This is a genomic window from Nocardiopsis sp. iso_237, from assembly GCF_056173345.1.
In genome coordinates this window covers 4,960,939-4,976,772 of sequence record NZ_CM149669.1, presented here as the reverse complement: position 1 = coordinate 4,976,772, position 15,834 = coordinate 4,960,939, and the positions used below count along the sequence as shown (strand labels likewise).

General features: G+C 66.0%; 14 protein-coding genes and 1 pseudogene. 10 read left to right on the top strand and 5 right to left on the bottom strand.

The features are described from left to right. The first annotated feature begins 67 nt into the window (after window positions 1-67). On the top strand, window positions 68-2,530 hold the full coding sequence (locus AC0VYM_RS22500; RefSeq protein WP_475455298.1) for a type I restriction-modification system subunit M: 2,463 nt from the start codon (window positions 68-70) through the stop codon (window positions 2,528-2,530). 7 nt (window positions 2,531-2,537) lie between these two features. Further along, on the top strand, window positions 2,538-3,671 hold the full coding sequence (locus AC0VYM_RS22495) for a restriction endonuclease subunit S (RefSeq protein WP_475455296.1): 1,134 nt from the start codon (window positions 2,538-2,540) through the stop codon (window positions 3,669-3,671). Window positions 3,672-3,733: 62 nt separating this feature from the next. On the opposite strand, the gene AC0VYM_RS22490 is transcribed toward AC0VYM_RS22495, so the two are convergent. Genes AC0VYM_RS22490 through AC0VYM_RS22480 form a run of 3 tightly spaced genes read right to left on the bottom strand, consistent with a single transcriptional unit; the run spans window position 3,734 to window position 4,502 of the window. Beyond that, complete coding sequence (locus AC0VYM_RS22490) at window positions 3,734-4,006, bottom strand: hypothetical protein (protein WP_475455294.1); 273 nt, start codon at window positions 4,004-4,006, stop codon at window positions 3,734-3,736. After that, complete coding sequence (locus tag AC0VYM_RS22485; protein ID WP_475455292.1) at window positions 4,006-4,251, bottom strand: hypothetical protein; 246 nt, start codon at window positions 4,249-4,251, stop codon at window positions 4,006-4,008. The genes AC0VYM_RS22490 and AC0VYM_RS22485 overlap by 1 nt, the downstream gene beginning before the upstream one ends. Then, on the bottom strand, window positions 4,251-4,502 hold the full coding sequence (locus tag AC0VYM_RS22480) for a hypothetical protein (protein WP_475455290.1): 252 nt from the start codon (window positions 4,500-4,502) through the stop codon (window positions 4,251-4,253). Before AC0VYM_RS22480 ends, AC0VYM_RS22485 begins: the two co-directional genes overlap by 1 nt. A 412-nt stretch (window positions 4,503-4,914) precedes the next feature. On the opposite strand from AC0VYM_RS22480, the pseudogene AC0VYM_RS22475 reads away from it, so the two are divergent. From AC0VYM_RS22475 to AC0VYM_RS22465, 3 genes and pseudogenes are all read left to right on the top strand, one after another. Then, window positions 4,915-5,750, top strand: a pseudogene (locus AC0VYM_RS22475) (helix-turn-helix domain-containing protein). Next, window positions 5,731-5,928, top strand: a complete 198-nt coding sequence (locus AC0VYM_RS22470; protein ID WP_475455288.1) for a DUF397 domain-containing protein — start codon at window positions 5,731-5,733, stop codon at window positions 5,926-5,928. The pseudogene AC0VYM_RS22475 and the gene AC0VYM_RS22470 overlap by 20 nt, the downstream one beginning before the upstream one ends. Window positions 5,929-6,068: 140 nt before the next feature. Then, window positions 6,069-9,503: a type I restriction endonuclease subunit R gene (locus tag AC0VYM_RS22465; RefSeq protein ID WP_475455286.1), complete on the top strand. Its 3,435-nt coding sequence runs from the start codon at window positions 6,069-6,071 to the stop codon at window positions 9,501-9,503. 25 nt (window positions 9,504-9,528) lie between these two features. Here the strand turns inward: AC0VYM_RS22465 and AC0VYM_RS22460 are convergent, their stop codons facing one another. Further along, the gene (locus tag AC0VYM_RS22460) at window positions 9,529-10,245 is read right to left on the bottom strand and encodes a M48 family metallopeptidase (RefSeq protein WP_475455284.1); all 717 of its coding nucleotides are present in this window, start codon (window positions 10,243-10,245) and stop codon (window positions 9,529-9,531) included. Between the two features lie 340 nt (window positions 10,246-10,585). On the opposite strand from AC0VYM_RS22460, the gene AC0VYM_RS22455 reads away from it, so the two are divergent. The 5 genes from AC0VYM_RS22455 to AC0VYM_RS22435 all read left to right on the top strand — a co-directional run bounded on the left by AC0VYM_RS22455 (window position 10,586) and on the right by AC0VYM_RS22435 (window position 14,958). Then, the gene (locus AC0VYM_RS22455; protein WP_475455283.1) at window positions 10,586-11,209 is read left to right on the top strand and encodes a biotin transporter BioY; all 624 of its coding nucleotides are present in this window, start codon (window positions 10,586-10,588) and stop codon (window positions 11,207-11,209) included. Continuing rightward, window positions 11,209-11,898, top strand: coding sequence for an energy-coupling factor ABC transporter ATP-binding protein (locus AC0VYM_RS22450; RefSeq protein ID WP_475455281.1), 690 nt, complete (start codon window positions 11,209-11,211; stop codon window positions 11,896-11,898). The genes AC0VYM_RS22455 and AC0VYM_RS22450 overlap by 1 nt, the downstream gene beginning before the upstream one ends. Next, window positions 11,895-12,518 (top strand): energy-coupling factor transporter transmembrane component T family protein, encoded by a 624-nt coding sequence (locus AC0VYM_RS22445; protein WP_475455279.1) that lies wholly within the window; start codon window positions 11,895-11,897, stop codon window positions 12,516-12,518. The genes AC0VYM_RS22450 and AC0VYM_RS22445 overlap by 4 nt, the downstream gene beginning before the upstream one ends. Before the next feature lie 97 nt (window positions 12,519-12,615). Next, on the top strand, window positions 12,616-13,566 hold the full coding sequence (locus AC0VYM_RS22440) for a serine hydrolase (RefSeq protein ID WP_475455277.1): 951 nt from the start codon (window positions 12,616-12,618) through the stop codon (window positions 13,564-13,566). 111 nt (window positions 13,567-13,677) lie between these two features. Next, window positions 13,678-14,958, top strand: coding sequence for a hemolysin family protein (locus AC0VYM_RS22435; protein WP_475455275.1), 1,281 nt, complete (start codon window positions 13,678-13,680; stop codon window positions 14,956-14,958). 83 nt (window positions 14,959-15,041) lie between these two features. Here AC0VYM_RS22435 and AC0VYM_RS22430 read toward each other — a convergent pair whose 3' ends face one another. After that, window positions 15,042-15,800 (bottom strand): SDR family oxidoreductase, encoded by a 759-nt coding sequence (locus tag AC0VYM_RS22430; protein WP_475455273.1) that lies wholly within the window; start codon window positions 15,798-15,800, stop codon window positions 15,042-15,044. Window positions 15,801-15,834 lie beyond the last annotated feature (34 nt).

Genomic DNA, 15,834 nt, shown 5'->3' with positions numbered 1-15,834 from the left:
CTCCTAAGCTGGGCTTCTCGTGTCGATGAGACCTGTGAACGGCACGAACACTTCAAGAGGGGACTCTGTGGCCACGCACGCCAAACTCACCTTGCCTCAGTTGGAACGACACCTGTTCTCGGCGGCTGACATCCTGCGGGGACGGATGGACGCCTCCGAGTACAAGGAGTACATCTTCGGGATGCTGTTCCTCAAGCGTGCCTCTGATGAGTTCGAGGACCACCAGCGGCAGGTGGTCCAGGAGCTACTGGACGACGATCACACCCCGGAGGAGGCCGAAGAACTCAAAGAAGACGATGTCTTCTATGAGGGTGTGTTCTTCGTTCCGAAGGAGGCGCGGTGGGAGCGCCTGCGCGACAAAGTGCACACCAACGTCGGTAGTGAGCTCAACAAGGCGCTGGAGGCGCTGGAGGGAGCCAACCCCGAGCTGGAGGGCGTGGTCCAGCACATCGACTTCAATGCCACAATCGGTAAGACCCGCCTGTCCGACCGCTCTCTGCGGGACCTGATCAAGCACTTCAGCCAGCACAGGCTGCGTGACACCGACTTCGAGTTCCCCGACCTGCTGGGTGCGGCCTACGAGTACCTCATCGGCCGGTTCGCAGACTCGGCCGGCAAACGCGGTGGTGAGTTCTACACCCCGCGTGCGGTGGTACGGATGATGGTCCAACTCGTGGACCCGCAGGAAGGGGAGAGTGTCTACGACCCCACCGCGGGGTCGGGCGGAATGCTCATCATGGCCAAGCAACACATGGAGGAGCAGGACCGCAACCCGCGTGACCTCAAGCTGGCCGGGCAGGAGCTCAACGGCGGTTCGTGGTCCATCTCCAAGATGAACCTGCTGCTGCACGGAATCCCTGACGCCGACCTGCAAAACGAGGACACCCTCATCAACCCCCAGCACGTCAGTGACGGCAAGCTGGATCGGTTCGAGGTAGTGCTGGCCAATCCTCCGTTCTCCCAGGTGTTCCAGGGGGAGGAAGCGAAGTTCCGTCAGGAGCGTTACCAGTGGGGCCAGGTCAAGGACGGCTCCAAGAAGGCCGACCTGATGTTCCTCCAGCACATGGTGGCGGTACTGACCAAGGACAGTGGCCGGGGTGCCACCGTCATGCCGCACGGTGTGCTGTTCCGTGGGGGAGAGGAACGCCAGATCCGCACCGACCTCGTGCGTGACGACTGCATCGAGGCGGTCATCGGTCTGGCGCCCAATCTCTTCTACGGAACCGGTATCCCGGCCTGTGTGATCGTCTTCCGTGCTCCGCGTAGTAAGCCTGAGCAGCGTAAGAACAAGGTGCTGTTCATCAACGCCGACCGTGAGTTCAAGGCGGGCAAGGCTCAGAACTACCTTCTGCCCGAGCACGCGGAGAAGATCCTCTACGCCTACCAGAACTTCGCGGATATCCCAGGTTATTCGCGGGTGGTGGACCTGGAGGAGTTGAAGGAGAACGACTTCAACTTCAACATCCGCCGCTATGTGGACAACGCTCCGCCGCCGGAGCCGCAGGATGTGTACGCTCACCTCCACGGCGGGGTGCCGGAAACGGAGATCGCCGATCGTACGGAGGACTTCGCCCGCATCGGTTTCAGCGCTGACCGGACTCTGATTCCGCGTCCCGAAGGTGCTGATGGCGAAAACGGACCCTACCGGGATTTCGCGGAGGGGTTGACGCGAGCTGATTTGGCCGCCCAGGTGTCTGAGGACAGCGGTGTGCAGGCCAAACGCGAAGAACTGTTCAAGGCTCTGGACGAGTGGTGGGAACGTCAGAGAGAGCTGGTGGTGGCCCTGCCGGAGACCAAACATTTGATGAAGGTGCGCCAGGAGCTCATCAACAGCTTTGTCGAGGCCTTGGAACCAGTGGGTTCGCTGGACCGGTTCGAGACCACGGGTGTGGTCGTTCGTTGGTGGGATGCGATCCAATACGACATGCGGGCCTTGACGGAGATCGGGTTCGCTGGAGTGTTGGATGGCTGGATCACCAACATCGAAGATGGTGCGCAAGCCATCCCACCCAAGGACCCTACCGGGCACCCATTGGTGAAGGCGCTGCTCCCGAAGCACTTGGACAATTTGGCTGAGGCTGAGCAACAGGCTTCGAAGCTGGACACTGAGATCAAGGCCATGGCCCCGGAGTCGGCAGAGAACGACGATGGCGCCACTGACGAGGAAAACGCCAGGGAAATTGCGGACAATTCGCTGACGGTGAGTGAAGCCGAACTGAAGAAGCTCAAGAAGCAGCGCACCGAGGCAAAGAAGAAGGTTAAGGCTCTGAGGGAGGGCTTGGTTGCGGCGCTGAAGATGGAGCGTGAGGGGATGGGAAGTGAGAAAGAGCGCGCCTACATTCTGGAGTTTGCCGAGTGGGAACTGGTGGGAGAGCTTCAGGAGTACTCAGATCAGCAGCGACGCGTAGTTGTGGCTGAACTTGAGAACTGGTGGGACAAGTACCAGACTTCACTGAGGCAGATCCAGGGCCGCCAGGACAGGGTGGGGGATAAGTTGGATGGTTTCCTGAAGGAACTTGGCTATGTATAGTTCAGGCGTGCTTCCCTCGGTGAGGCTCGGCGAGATTCTCTCTTTGGAATACGGCAAATCACTTGAATCGTCTTTTCGTTCAGGCGATGGGTTCTCCGTCTATGGTTCTGGGGGCGTAGTTGGTGAGCATGCTGTTGGATTAATCCATGGACCGGGTGTGATTGTTGGTCGCAAGGGCTCGGTTGGGTCAGTTTATTGGAGCTCTGGAGCGTATTGGCCTATTGATACGGTCTACTATGTGAACCCCGTGTTTGATGGGAAATTTCATGACAGGTGGGTCTACTGGCTACTTAAGTGGCTGCCATTGAAGAGACTTGACTCTTCGACCGGGGTTCCCGGGCTTAACAGGAACGATGTTTACCGCATCAGTGTGCCGCTTCCGTCCCTTGCTGAACAGTGGCGTATTGCTGAAGTGCTCGACGTCGTGGATGAGGCCACTGAGGCTTCTGCTGCGTTCTCCGAAAAGCTTAATGCGGTGCGGGCTGGGCATGTAGTCGAGATGCTTGGTTCGATCGAATCTTGGGGAAAGTTGGGAGACTTTCTTTCGTCTGATCCAAAAAATGGAATATATAAACATCAATCATTCTATGGTGATTCGGGTGTTCCTATTCTGCGGATTGACTCTTTTGGTAATGGAGTTATTTACGATTTGAATCGACTGCATAGAGTTCGTCTTTCTGAGTCTGAGATGCTTGGCTACTCTCTTTGGGGAGGTGATATTGTGATCAATCGAGTGAATTCTATTGACCACATCGGGAAGTCTGCATTGATTCCATCCCTGTCGGTGCCTATGGTTTTTGAATCGAATGTAATGAGGCTCCGCCTTGTTGGATCCGAGTTGGATTCGAGGTATGCATCTCTAGCATTGAATGGCGGAAATTGTTTGAATTATTTTCGAAGTCGCGCAAAGAGTGCAATTTCTCAGGCCAGTATTAATAAGGGAGATGTTGTTGCGTGTCCTGTTCCTGTTCCATCCTTGGGAGAGCAAAGGCGCATCGTCTCGATCATTGAGGCACATGACGATCGGATTGCGGTAGAGCAGGCGCGGCTGGAGAAGCTGCGAATGCTGAAGGCCGGGCTGATGGATGACCTGCTGACCGGGCGGGTGCGGGTGAACCAGCTCAAGGACCTTCCTGTGTGACGGTTGGGGGCCTGAACACAGGTGCGGCCCGGGATGGGGTCCCGGGCCACTGTTGGTGTGAACTAGCAGAACGCACGAGTACGGGCTGGGCGTCGCCAGAAAGAGAAGCGTCGCGTGGGCGCCTGCGTCGGGTAGTTGCTTGGCTGGATGCGCTCGATCTCAGCGGTCAGGGCCTGCGGGCTCTCGCCGCTGAGCAACACCATCCGTCCGGTATGGGCAGCCCAGTACTGGTTCGTTGAGTTGCCGTGCCAGATGGTCCATCCCCGCTTGCGGTAGGTAGCCAGGAGCCTGCGCAACTGAAATGCCAGAGGTCCTTCCAGGGTGTCCAGAGTCATCACTGGCTGTGCTCCTCTGCCAACTTTGTCTTTCCGCTGCCGAGGACGGTGAGTGCTCGCCTCAGCTCATCCGGGTTCCCCGTCACGATCAGCTCCGGCCGACCGTCGGTGTTGTGGGTACTGGTCGCGGTGAAGCAGGGGCTGCCGAACTCACCGCTGAGTTCGCAGATGAGGAAGTCCGGGAACTCCGCGCGCAGGCGCCGGATCGTTTCGCTGGGGTGCAGCTGGTAGCCGGTCATGGTCATCACCGCTCCCAACGCAGCTCGAAGTACATGCCGGGCCCCCGGCCCGACTCGAAACACCCCCACTGGGAGGCGAGGGCGTTCACGAGCAAGAGTCCGCGACCGTGCTCGGCGTTCAGGTCGAGGGAGATGGCGTGGATCTCCGGGTTGTTGCCTTCCACGTCCCGAACCTCCACCCGGAGCCATCCGTGGAAGAAGAACGCTCGGACGAAGTAGTCCCCGTTGGACTTGTCGGTGCGCGGCGTGTGCAGCACCTGGTTGGTGGCCAGCTCGGAGAGCAGGAGTAGCGCGTTGTCGTGGTTCTGCTCGGGAACGGACGCGCCATGTACAGGCGGCGCGTGAGCCAGTCGCGGGCCTGCTTCACGCTCGTGGGCTGTCCGGCGAACCGGAAGGAGCAGCGCCGGAGCGGCAGCCGCTGGCTCCTGCTGGCTGGGGAAACGATACGGTTGACCATGAGTCCTCACCTGGTGTCTCAGGTTGTGGGCTAAGGCCCTGTGCAGGTGCTGTCACACCTGTGCGGGGCCGTTGTCATGTGAGGCCGCAAACGACTCGGGCTCACATGATCACGGTTGCACGTCCAGCACTGAAAAGTCTCGCGTGGCCAGCAGAAGTAGCGGATTGTGGAAAAGTGCAGCGGAGAGTGTCCAACTGTGGTCAACTGTGTCCATGGCGAGCGGGAAAAAGACGGTCTCTAAGTCGGCATTAGTCCGCTTTGGTAGTGAATTGCAACGATTGCGCCAGTCGGCAGATCTCTCCCAGCGCGAGCTGGCGAAGGCCACGCTGATCTCGCATCAGATGCTGGGTGCGGTCGAGCGGGCCGAGCGTGCTCCGCGAAAGAGCTTTGCTGAGAAAGCGGACACGGTACTTGGCGCCCGCGGTGGCTTGCTGCGTCTCTGGCCTGGTGACCAGGACGGATATCCTCAGGGGTTCAAGGAGTACGTAGAGCTTGAGAAAGATGCGAGGATAATTCACGATTTCCAAGCTCAGGTAGTTCCTGGCCTATTGCAGACTCGGGAGTACGCCGCTGCCGTGCTGCGTGCAGGTTGGCCGCCCAGTGAGGACGAAGAGGTGGAGCGCCTGCTGGAACGCGGGTGGCACGTCAGCGGATCCTTGAGCAAGAGCATCCACCCCTGATGTGGGTCGTGGTTGATGAGGGTGTGCTGCGGAGGCCAGTGGGTAGCTGGGAGGTGATGGATGCCCAGCTCGCCCACTTGTTGCAGTTGGCGGTGCGCCCTAGTCTTCGGCTTCAGGTCCTGCCCTTCTCGAAGGGTGTGCACGCGGCGATGGATGGTTCGTTCAAGGTCTTGGACATGGGTGGGGGTGAGCAGTTTGCTTACGCTGAGACTCCGGGAAGTGGACGCGTGTCCATCGACTTCGCGGAGGTGGAACAATGCACTCTGCGCTTCGGGGCGCTGCGCTCACTTTCGCTCTCTCCAGACGAGTCCGTTGACTTCATCTCCCGCTACAGGGAGGCACACAGCCATGGAATTGACCCCTTCTAACTGGCATAAGTCCAGCTACAGCGGCAACCAGGGAGGCGACTGCGTCGAGGTTGCGGACACTTCCCGCCGCGTCCACGTCCGGGACACGCAGAACAGGGCGCTGGGGCACCTCTCCTTCGTGCCTTCCGACTGGGCCTCCCTCCTGGGTGCTCTGCGTGAGGGCGAGGCCACCCAGTAGTCTCGGGCCTGTCGAGATCAGCGCTCTCGGAGGGCCCCAACCCTCCGAGGGTGCGGGCGTTTGTCATCACCGACCGGCAGAATCCGGGCAACATGGACATGTCGCCCGCTCGCTGAGTCGCCCGTGATGAAAGGTCGCCGATGGACACCCCCGAGGGTTCTTCCCCCAACCCCTCCGCCCCCTCCTCCGGTCCCTCCGGCAAGCAGCCCACCGGGCCCGAGTGGGAGCTCACCGAGAAGCCCCTCATCGAGCAGCTCACCACCCTGGGGTGGACCCTGGACGAGGGACACGGCAAGGGCGCCGGCCGTTCCTCCTACACCCAGACGCTCCTCGAACTCCCGCTCCGCTCCGCGCTGCGTCGGATCAACCTCGATGACAACGGCGACGAATGGCTCGACGAGAGCCGTATTGACCAGGCCATGAGCGCGATCACCCGCCCTCAAGCGCGCACGCTCATCGAGATCAACGAGGAACTCACCGGCCTTCTCCTCGTCGGGACCGAGGTCGACGGGGTGGAAGGCTGGCACGGTGGCCGCCGCCAGAGCGTCCGGTTCATCGACTTCGACGACGTCGACAACAACGACTTCCGTATCGCCCGGCACTTCGTCCTGGACGGACCCGGCGCCCTCGGAACCGACCGGATCATCCCGGACCTGGTCCTCTTCGTCAACGGCATCCCGCTGGTCGTCATCGAGTGCAAGTCACCCGACGCCAGTAGCCCCATGGCCGCTGCCATCGATCAGCTGCGCCGGTACGCCGACCAGCGATCCGAGGTCCGTGCCAAGGAGGGCAACGCCAAGCTCTTCCACACCAACCAGTTCGTCGTCGCGGCCCAGGGCACCAACGCCCGCGCGGCCGGGTTCACCGCCGGGCCCGAGCACTTCATGGAGTGGAAGACCACCGAACCCGCCACCCCTGAACAGGTCGCCGCCGAACTCGACCTCACCGGCCCCGAGGCGTCAGGCCCCGACGCGGTCAAGAACCTCAACGGTCAGCAGATACTGGTCGCCGGGATGCTCCGTCCCGCGATCCTGCTGGACCTGGTCCGGCACTTCACCCTGTTCATGGAGACCGGAACCCGGCGGGTCAAGGCCGTCGCCCGGTATCAGCAGTACCGGGCGGTCCACCGCGCCATCCGGCGCATGGCCACCCAGCCCACCCGGCTCCAGCACGGCGAGTTCGACCAGCGCGGCGGCATCGTCTGGCACACCCAGGGCTCCGGCAAGAGCCTCACCATGGTCTTCCTGGTCCGGGCCATGCGCTCGCACCCGAAGCTGACCGCCTTCAAGATCGTGGTGGTCACCGACCGCACCCAGCTTCAAGGCCAGCTGTCGGAGACCATGGCGCTCACCGGGGAGAGCACCGAGACCATCGAGAAGGTCAAGGAACTCGAAACCACCCTGGCCATCCCCGGCAAGGGCCTGTACTTCGCCATGATCCACAAGTATCGGGGGGATAGCGCCGTCACCCGCGAAGAAACTACACCCGATGGCGAGGCGGCGGACGAGGAAGCTCCCGAGAGCGAGAGCGAGGCCAAGGAGAGCAAGGAGAAGAAGGAGATCGTCCCGCAGCTGGACATGGCCGACGACTCCACGGACATCCTCGTCCTGGTCGACGAGGCGCACCGCTCCCAGGGCTCCCAGCTGCACGCCAACCTCATGGGTGCCCTGCCCAACGCTGTGCGGGTCGGGTTCACCGGGACGCCCATCATCATGGGCGACAAGGACCGATTCACCAGCAAGATCTTCGGCGCGTTCATCGACTCCTACACGATCAAGCAGTCCGAGGCCGACGGCGCCACCGTGCCCATCCTCTACGAGGGCCGCACCACCAAGGCCCACGTGCGCGACGGCAACGACCTCGACGAACTGTTCGTGAGCATGCTCGACGCCACCCCCGAGCAGCTCGAAGAGCTCAAACGCCGCTACGCCACCAAGAACAACGTCCTCGAAGCGGAACAGATGATCGCGGCCAAGGCCGCCAGCATGCTCCGCCACTACGTGGACGTCATCCTGCCCAACGGCTTCAAGGCGCAGGTCGTCGCGGTCTCCCGCAAGGCCGCCGTGCGCTACCAGGCCGCGCTTCTCGTCGCCCGAGACGATTTGGTCGCCGAGATCGACGCCCTGCCCGCTGAGCTGCGCACCCCCGAAGCGGCCGAGGACCCCGAGGCCCACGGCGCGGCCACCGCCCGGCTCATCCGTGCCCTGCCCCACCGCGACCTCATCGCCCGGCTCGACGCCGCCGCCGTCGTCTCCGGCGCGCACAACGACAGCGCTGACTGGAAGGTCCAGAACAAGGAGTGGACCAATGAGACCCAGCACCGCAACCGCATCCGTGAGTTCAAGAAGCCGCTGCCGCACGGCACGGACCCCCACCCGGAGCAGACCAGCCCGCTGGCCTTCCTCGTGGTCAACTCCATGCTGCTGACTGGCTTCGACGCCCCCAACGAGCAGATTCTCTACCTGGACCGGCACATCAAGGAGGCCGAACTCCTCCAGGCGATCGCCCGGGTCAACCGCACCGCGCAGGACAAGCAGGTCGGCTACGTCATCGACTACTACGGGGTCGCCGAACACCTCAAGACCGCGCTGGCTGCCTACGCCGCCGAGGACATCGAGGGCGCGCTGAGCAGTGTCCGCAGCGAGGTGCCCCTTCTGCGCGAGCGGCACGAGCGGGTGCGCAAGATCTTCACCATCCACGGGCTCGACCGGTTCGGCACCGACGAGGAGCGGGAAGAGTGCGTGCAGCTCCTAGCGGACGAGTCCCGGCGGCGCGAGTTCCGCAACGCGCTCAAGGACTTCAACCGGAGCCTGGAGACCGTGCTGCCCCGCCCCGAGGCCCGCGAGTTCGTCCCCGACGCGAAGTCCTTCGGCACCATCGCCACCCTCGCCCGCGGACGCTACCGGGAGGGTGACGGGTTCGACCCCTCCCTGTACGGCGGCAAGGTCCGGGAGCTCATTGACCAGTACATCCGTGTGCACGACATCCGGACCAAGATCCCGCCGACGGCCATCACCGCGAGCGACTTCGAGACCAAGGTCGAGGCGCTGTCCTCGGATCGGGCGAAGGCCTCGGAGATGGAACACGCGCTGCGCCACCACATCAGCGAGAACCTGGACCAGGACCCCGAGCACTACGGCAAGCTCTCCGAACGCCTCGACGAGATCCTCGACCGGCTCGACGGCAACTGGGCTCAGATGTACGAGGCCATGCGCGACCTGCGCACCGACATGGCCGAAGGGCGTCAGGCCGACGACACCGGACTCGACCCGAACACCGAAGCACCCTTCTACGACCTGCTCGCCACCACCATCCGCGACGAGCAGACCGGCGAACTGGCCCCGGAACTGGATGACGTGCTGGTCGACTTCACCAGGGGCGCGAGCCGTGATATGCAGGCCGCCATTGCCCTTCGGGGCTACGGGGACATCCCGGGCCGGAACCTGCGCAAGAAGATGACGCAGAAGTTGATCAAGGTCAAGTTCGCCGAGACACGCCTCTTTCCCATGGACGTGGCCAAGGAACTCGGCCCCCGCCTGGTCGACCTCGCGGAGCGCAAGTTCGACCACAGATGACCGGAGCCCGAACCGTCCTCGGCGGTCAGCCCAGCCAGGCCTGGCCGCCGAGGGCGGCGAGCCGGTCGCGTTGGCGCTCGAAGTCGGGCATGACGGCACGGACTCGGGCCCAGAAGGCAGGGGAATGGTCCCGAACCGCAAGGTGGGCGAGCTCGTGTGACAGGACGTAGTCGATGACGGTGGGCGGCAACTGCATTACCGCCCAGTGCAGGTTGAGCCGGTCCCTCGCACCCGCCGAACCCCACCGGTGTCCCAGATCACGCACACTCACCCGTTCGGGGTACAGCCCCATGCGTTCGCTCCAGGGCCTCAGACGCGAAGGTACCCAACGACGGGCTCGACCCCGGTACCACGCCACCAACGCTCCGGCCGGATCCGGACCGTTCGCCACCGACGAGTGCATGCGGATCCGGCCGCCGTTGAAGTGCACGCACTCAACCTCGTCGGAGATCTTCAGTCGGTAACGGCGCCCCAGGTAGTCGAAACCCTCACCCGAGACGAACTCACGACGCGGCTGGTCTGACAGCAGCAGGTCCTTCTCCGCGAGCTTGTCCCTCACCCAGTGCCGCTTTCGGCGCACCCACTGCTCGACCCTGGCCCAATCTGTATCCGTTGGCACGTGCAGGTGCAGAGATCCGTCCCGGTCGACCGTGATTCCCACTGTCCTTCGTCTGTTCGAGACGTGAACCGAGAACACCAACCCGTCCAGTCGCAGTGGAGTGGTAACCGGGAGCACGGGCATACCCACCAGCTTAGGGCACCTGAAGTGCGAATAGAGGGAGGTCCCAGCCCTGCTCCCACGTGGGCCGCCTGCATCAGGCAGCGACTCCCGGCTGATGCATGCGTGAAAACTTGACGATCAGGACCCAGTTCGTCCGGAGCCTTATTGGAACCGCCACAGAGGGGAGAAGCCCGCGGAGCGATGACGACCCGGGTCCCACCGCCGGTGTGACCCGGGTCCTAGGCGAACCCCTACAACAGGCGTGCCGGGGTTCTGTGTGCCCCGCCTCCTGCCGGGCGCCTCCGCATAACGGACAATGGACGGTGATCCGCTCCCGACTCCTCCCCGAAGGGGACCACGCATGCCCACCACCGTGACGGCCCACGTCCGCTACCGGGGCCTCACCGCGCGCGACCTCGCACTCGTCGCCGTGTTCGCGGCGCTGATCGCCGCGCTCAGCGTCACCGTCGCCATCCCCGTCGGCCCGGTCCCGATCACCCTCCAGACCCTGGGCATCATGCTCGCCCCCAGCCTCCTCGGGTGGAAGCGCGGCAGCCTGGCGATCGCCGCCTTCCTGGCCCTCGGCCTGGCCGGGCTCCCCCTCTTCGCGGGCGGGCGCGGCGGCCTCGGCGTCCTGGCCGGGCCCTCGGCCGGGTTCATCGTGAGCTGGATCTTCGCCGCCCTCGTCATCGGCCTCCTCACGGACCTCATGGTGGCGCGCGGGAGGTACGGCTTCTGGCGGGGCCTGCTCATCAACCTGCTGGGCGGGGTCGTCGTCATCTACGCCGTCGGCGTCCCCTGGATGGCGGTGGTCCTCGGGGACGGCGTCCTCGCCGGAGCCCTGTCCATGGCGGTCTTCCTCCCGGGCGACATCGTCAAGGCCGTGGTCACCGCCGCGATCGCCAGCGCCGTCTTCCGCGCCTACCCCATCCCTCCGGCGGGCCGCCCGGTCATCGACGACCGGGTCACCCGGGAGAACGACTGATGCTCCGTCTCGAAGGGGTCTCCCACTCCTACGACGGCCGCGCGGTGCTGCGGGACGTCAGCCTCGACCTCACCGAGCACCGGATCGGCGTGATCGGGGCCAACGGTTCGGGCAAGTCCACCCTGGCCCGCACGCTGAACGGTCTGGTGCTGCCGGACGCGGGCCGGGTCTCGCTGGGGGAGTGGGACACCCGGCGGCACGCCAGGCAGGTCCGGCGCCGGGTCGGCTTCGTCTTCTCCGACGCCGCCAACCAGATCATCATGCCGACGGTGGCCGAGGACGTGGAGATCGGGCTGCGCTCCCTGAGACTGGGCAGGGAGGAGACCGCCCGCCGGGTGGACGAGGTCCTGGAGCGCTACGGGCTCGGTGACCACCGGGACCACCCCGGGCACCTGCTCTCCGGCGGCCAGAAGCAGCTGCTCGCGCTGGCCTCCGTTCTGGTCACCGGGCCCGAGATCCTGGTCTGCGACGAACCCACCACCCTGCTCGACCTGCGCAACACCCGCATGGTGCACCGCACGCTGGCCGGGCTCGACCAGCGGGTCGTCCTGTTCACCCACGACCTGGACCTGCTCACCGACTTCGACCGGGTCCTGGTCATGGCCGAGGGCCGGGTGGCCTTCGACGGCGCACCCGAGGACGCGGTGTCCTTCTACACCAAGCTCATGGACCAGGCGGACACCGCGTGAGCGCGATCGGCCTGTACGTCCCCGGCACCGGGCCCCTGCACCGGATCCCCGCCGGGCCCAAACTCCTGGGCCTCCTGGTGGTCGGCGTCGCCCTGCTGGTCGCCGCCGACCCGTGGGTGTCCCTGGGCGTGTTCGTCGCGAGCCTCGTGGTGTACCCCGTGGTCGGCCTGCACCCGCGTCGGGCCCTGGGGGTCCTGCGGGCGCTGTGGCCGTTCCTGTTGGCCATCGGGGTGTTCCAGGCCCTGTTCGGCGCCTGGGAGGAGGGTGTCCGGCTGTGCGCCCAGCTCGCCTCCCTGGTGCTGTTGGCCAACGCCGTCACCCTCACGACCCGGGTCCGGGAGATGCTGGACCTCTTCGAACGCCTCGCCCGTCCGCTGCGCCACGTGGGAGTCAACCCCGACCGGGTCGCGCTGGTGCTCGCCCTGACCGTCCGGTCGATCCCGATGGTCGCCACCGCCTGGCGCGCCGCCCGTGAGGGCTACCGGGCGCGGGGCCTGTCCGGGCGGCCCCACCTGCTGGTCGTGCCGGTGATCGTCCAACTGCTCCGGATGGCCGACGCCACCGGTGAGGCGCTGGTGGCCCGGGGGATCGACGAGGACACCCGCGAGCGCACGGACTGATCCGGCGGTACCGATTCGGCATCGGGTGGGTGATTCGCGCCGATTGTCCGGGGATAATGTCCGGCACCAGTTCCCACGGTGCAGAACCGGTGATCGCGTGACCAGGCGTTCCCCCACCGAAGGGCGGCCCGCGGCCGTCCTCGTCGCCCTCCTGATGGCCGTCTCCCTGCCCGGAGCGCACCCCGCGATCGACGCCGTCCCCGAGGCCGCGCGGATCGCCCACCCGGCCGCCCCGCCCGCTGTCACCGCGCGCGGCGGCACGGCCCTGCCTCCGGGGGAGCGGGCCGCCCTGGCCGCACGCGTCGGGGCCCTCGACACCGAGCACCCGGCGGAGTTCGGGATCGCCGTCCAGGACCTGCGGACCGGCACCACCTTCAGCCACGAGGCGGAGCGGCCGTTCCCCACGGCGAGCGTCGCCAAGCTGACCGTCCTCACCATGCTCCTCATGAGTGCCGAGGAGGAGGGCCGCGCGCTCACCGCGAACGAACGCGAGCGGGCCGAACGCATGATCAGGTACAGCGACAACTCGGTGGTCGACGACCTCTACCTCCGGATGGGGTTCACCGACGGGTTCCGCCGCCACTCGGAGCGCCTCGGGTTCACCGCCACCGAACCCCACCCCGGCGGTAGCTGGGGCTCCACGACGACCACCGCGGCCGACCAGATCCGCCTGCTGCGCGCGCTGTACACCGACGAGGGACCGCTCTCCGAGGACCACCGGGCCGTCGTCCGCGCACTCATGGAGTCGGTCGCCCCCGAACAGGCCTGGGGCGTCTCCGCCGTCGCCGGTCCCCGGGACACCGCGGGGGTCAAGAACGGTTGGACCCCGCGCGAGTCCGACGGCCTGTGGACCGTCAACAGCGTCGGCCACGTCCGGGGCCCCGACCGCGAGTACCTGGTGGCGGTCCTGTCCGACGGACACCCCGACTACGCCTCGGGTGTCGACCTCGTCGAGGAGCTGGTCACCGAGGTCACCGATGCCATCGAGGGTCGACCCCTGCCCCGCGACGACCTCGCCCCGGCGGCGCACACGTTCCCACCGCACTGACCAAAGCGGGGGAACTCCGGTGCGTGGAGGAGTCCTGACCAGCGCGTTGTGTCAGGGTGAGGAGACGAGGGGTAACGATCCACGGGTCCACCACTGGGGAGACGGCGGCACATGGACAGCTACGGGGTGCAGCTCGGGTTGGTTCTGGCCCTCGTCCTGGTCAACGCGCTGTTCTCGGGCAGTGAGATCGCCCTGATCACCCTCCGCGAGGGCCAGGTCAGGCAGTTGGCCGAACGCGGGGCGGGCGGCAGGGCCGTGGCCCGCCTGGCCGGGGACCCCAACCGCTACCTCGCCACCATCCAGATCGGCATCACCCTCGCCGGGTTCCTCGCCTCCGCGACCGCCGCCGTGTCCCTGGCGCGTCCGCTCGTCGAACCCCTGGGCTTCCTCGGCGCGGCGGCGGCCCCGGCGTCGGTCGTCCTCGTCACGGTCGTCCTCACGTTCGTGACGCTCGTGCTGGGGGAGCTCGCTCCCAAACGCGTCGCGATGCAGCGCGCCGAGACCTGGGCGCTGGCCGTCTCCCGCCCCCTCGACCTGATGGCGACGCTGTCCCGTCCGGTCGTGTGGCTGCTGAGCGCGTCCACCGACCTCCTGGTCAGGCTGACCGGGGGTGACCCCGCGGCGGCCCGGGAGGAGATCTCGGAGGAGGAGCTGCGGGACATGCTCGCCTCCCAGCGCGACATCACCCAGGAACAGCGCACCATCATCACGGGCGCGTTCGAGATCGACGACCGGCGGCTGCGTCAGGTGGTGGTGCCGCGCGGGGAGGTGTTCGTCATCCCGGCCGGGACACCGACCGACGACGCCCTGCGGATGCTCGCCGACCACGGCCACTCCAGGGCGCCGGTGGTGGCCGAGGGCGACCTGGACGAGGTCCTCGGCGTGGTGCACTGGTCCGACCTCGTGCGGGGGACCGGAAGCGTGCGGGAGGTCGCGCGCGAGCCGATGCTGCTCCCCGACTCGCTGGTGGTCTCCCTGGCCCTCGAACGGATGACCGAGGAACGCGCGCAGCTCGCCGTGGTGGTCAACGAGATGGGCTGGATCGAGGGGATCGTCAGCCTGGAGGACCTGCTGGAGGAGATCGTCGGGGAGATCTACGACGAGACCGACACCGACGTCCGTGTGGTCCGGCGGCACGAGGACGGTTCGATGTCGCTGCCGGGCACCTACCCGGTCCACGACCTGTCCGACCTCGACCTGGACCTGCCGGACCCGCCCGAGGGCGACTACGTCACCGTGGCCGGGCTGATCCTCGCCGTGCTGGGACACATCCCGCAGAGCGCGGGGGAGCGGGTGGACTTCGGCGGCTGGACGGCCGAGGTGGCGGAGACCAACGGGCGGACCATCACCGAGGTCCTCGTGCGGCCGAGGACGGACGAACAGCCCTCCTGAGACCCCGGTCCCGGAACCCGGTGGCCGGAACCGGCCACCGGGTGCGACGGCGCCCCGCCGGTGCGGGGCGCCGTGCGGGCCGGTCAGTCCAGGGGACCGCCCGCCACGTACAGGACCTGCCCGGACACGAACCCGGCGTCCTCCCCGGTGAAGAAGGCGACGGCGTTGGCGATGTCCTCCGGGTAGCCGACCCGCTGGACCGGGATCTCGGCCGACTTGAACGCCTTCATGTCGTCGTAGTCGACGCCGATCCGCTCGGCGGTGGCCCGGGTCATCGCGGTCTCGACGAACCCGGGGGCGACCGCGTTGCAGGTGACGCCGAACTTGCCCAGCTCGATGGCGAGGGTCTTGGTGAGGCCCTGGAGCCCGGCCTTGGCCGCCGAGTAGTTGGCCTGGCCCCGGTTACCGAGCGCGGAGGAGCTGGACAGGTTGACGATCCGGCCCCACTTGGCCGCGGTCATGTGCGCCTGGGCGGCCCGGCTCATCAGGAACGACCCGCGCAGGTGGACGCCGAGCACCGTGTCCCAGTCGTCGGCGGACATCCTGAACAGCAGGTTGTCGCGGAGCACGCCCGCGTTGTTGACCAGGATCGCGGGCGGGCCGAGCCGTTCGGCGACGGTGTCGACGGCCGAGGCGACCTGGTCCTCGTCGGAGACGTCGCACCCCACCGCGACGGCCGTGCCTCCGGCCTCCGTGATCCGGTCCGCGACCTCCTGGGCGTCGGACTCCCCGAGGTCCAGCACGGCCACGGCGCGGCCCTCACGGGCCAGGCGCTCGGCTGTCGCGGCGCCGATTCCGCGGGCCGCGCCGGTCACGATCGCCACACGAGGCGTTGGGGACATGGTGTTACCTCCGTAATTCGTGTGCTGGACGCGG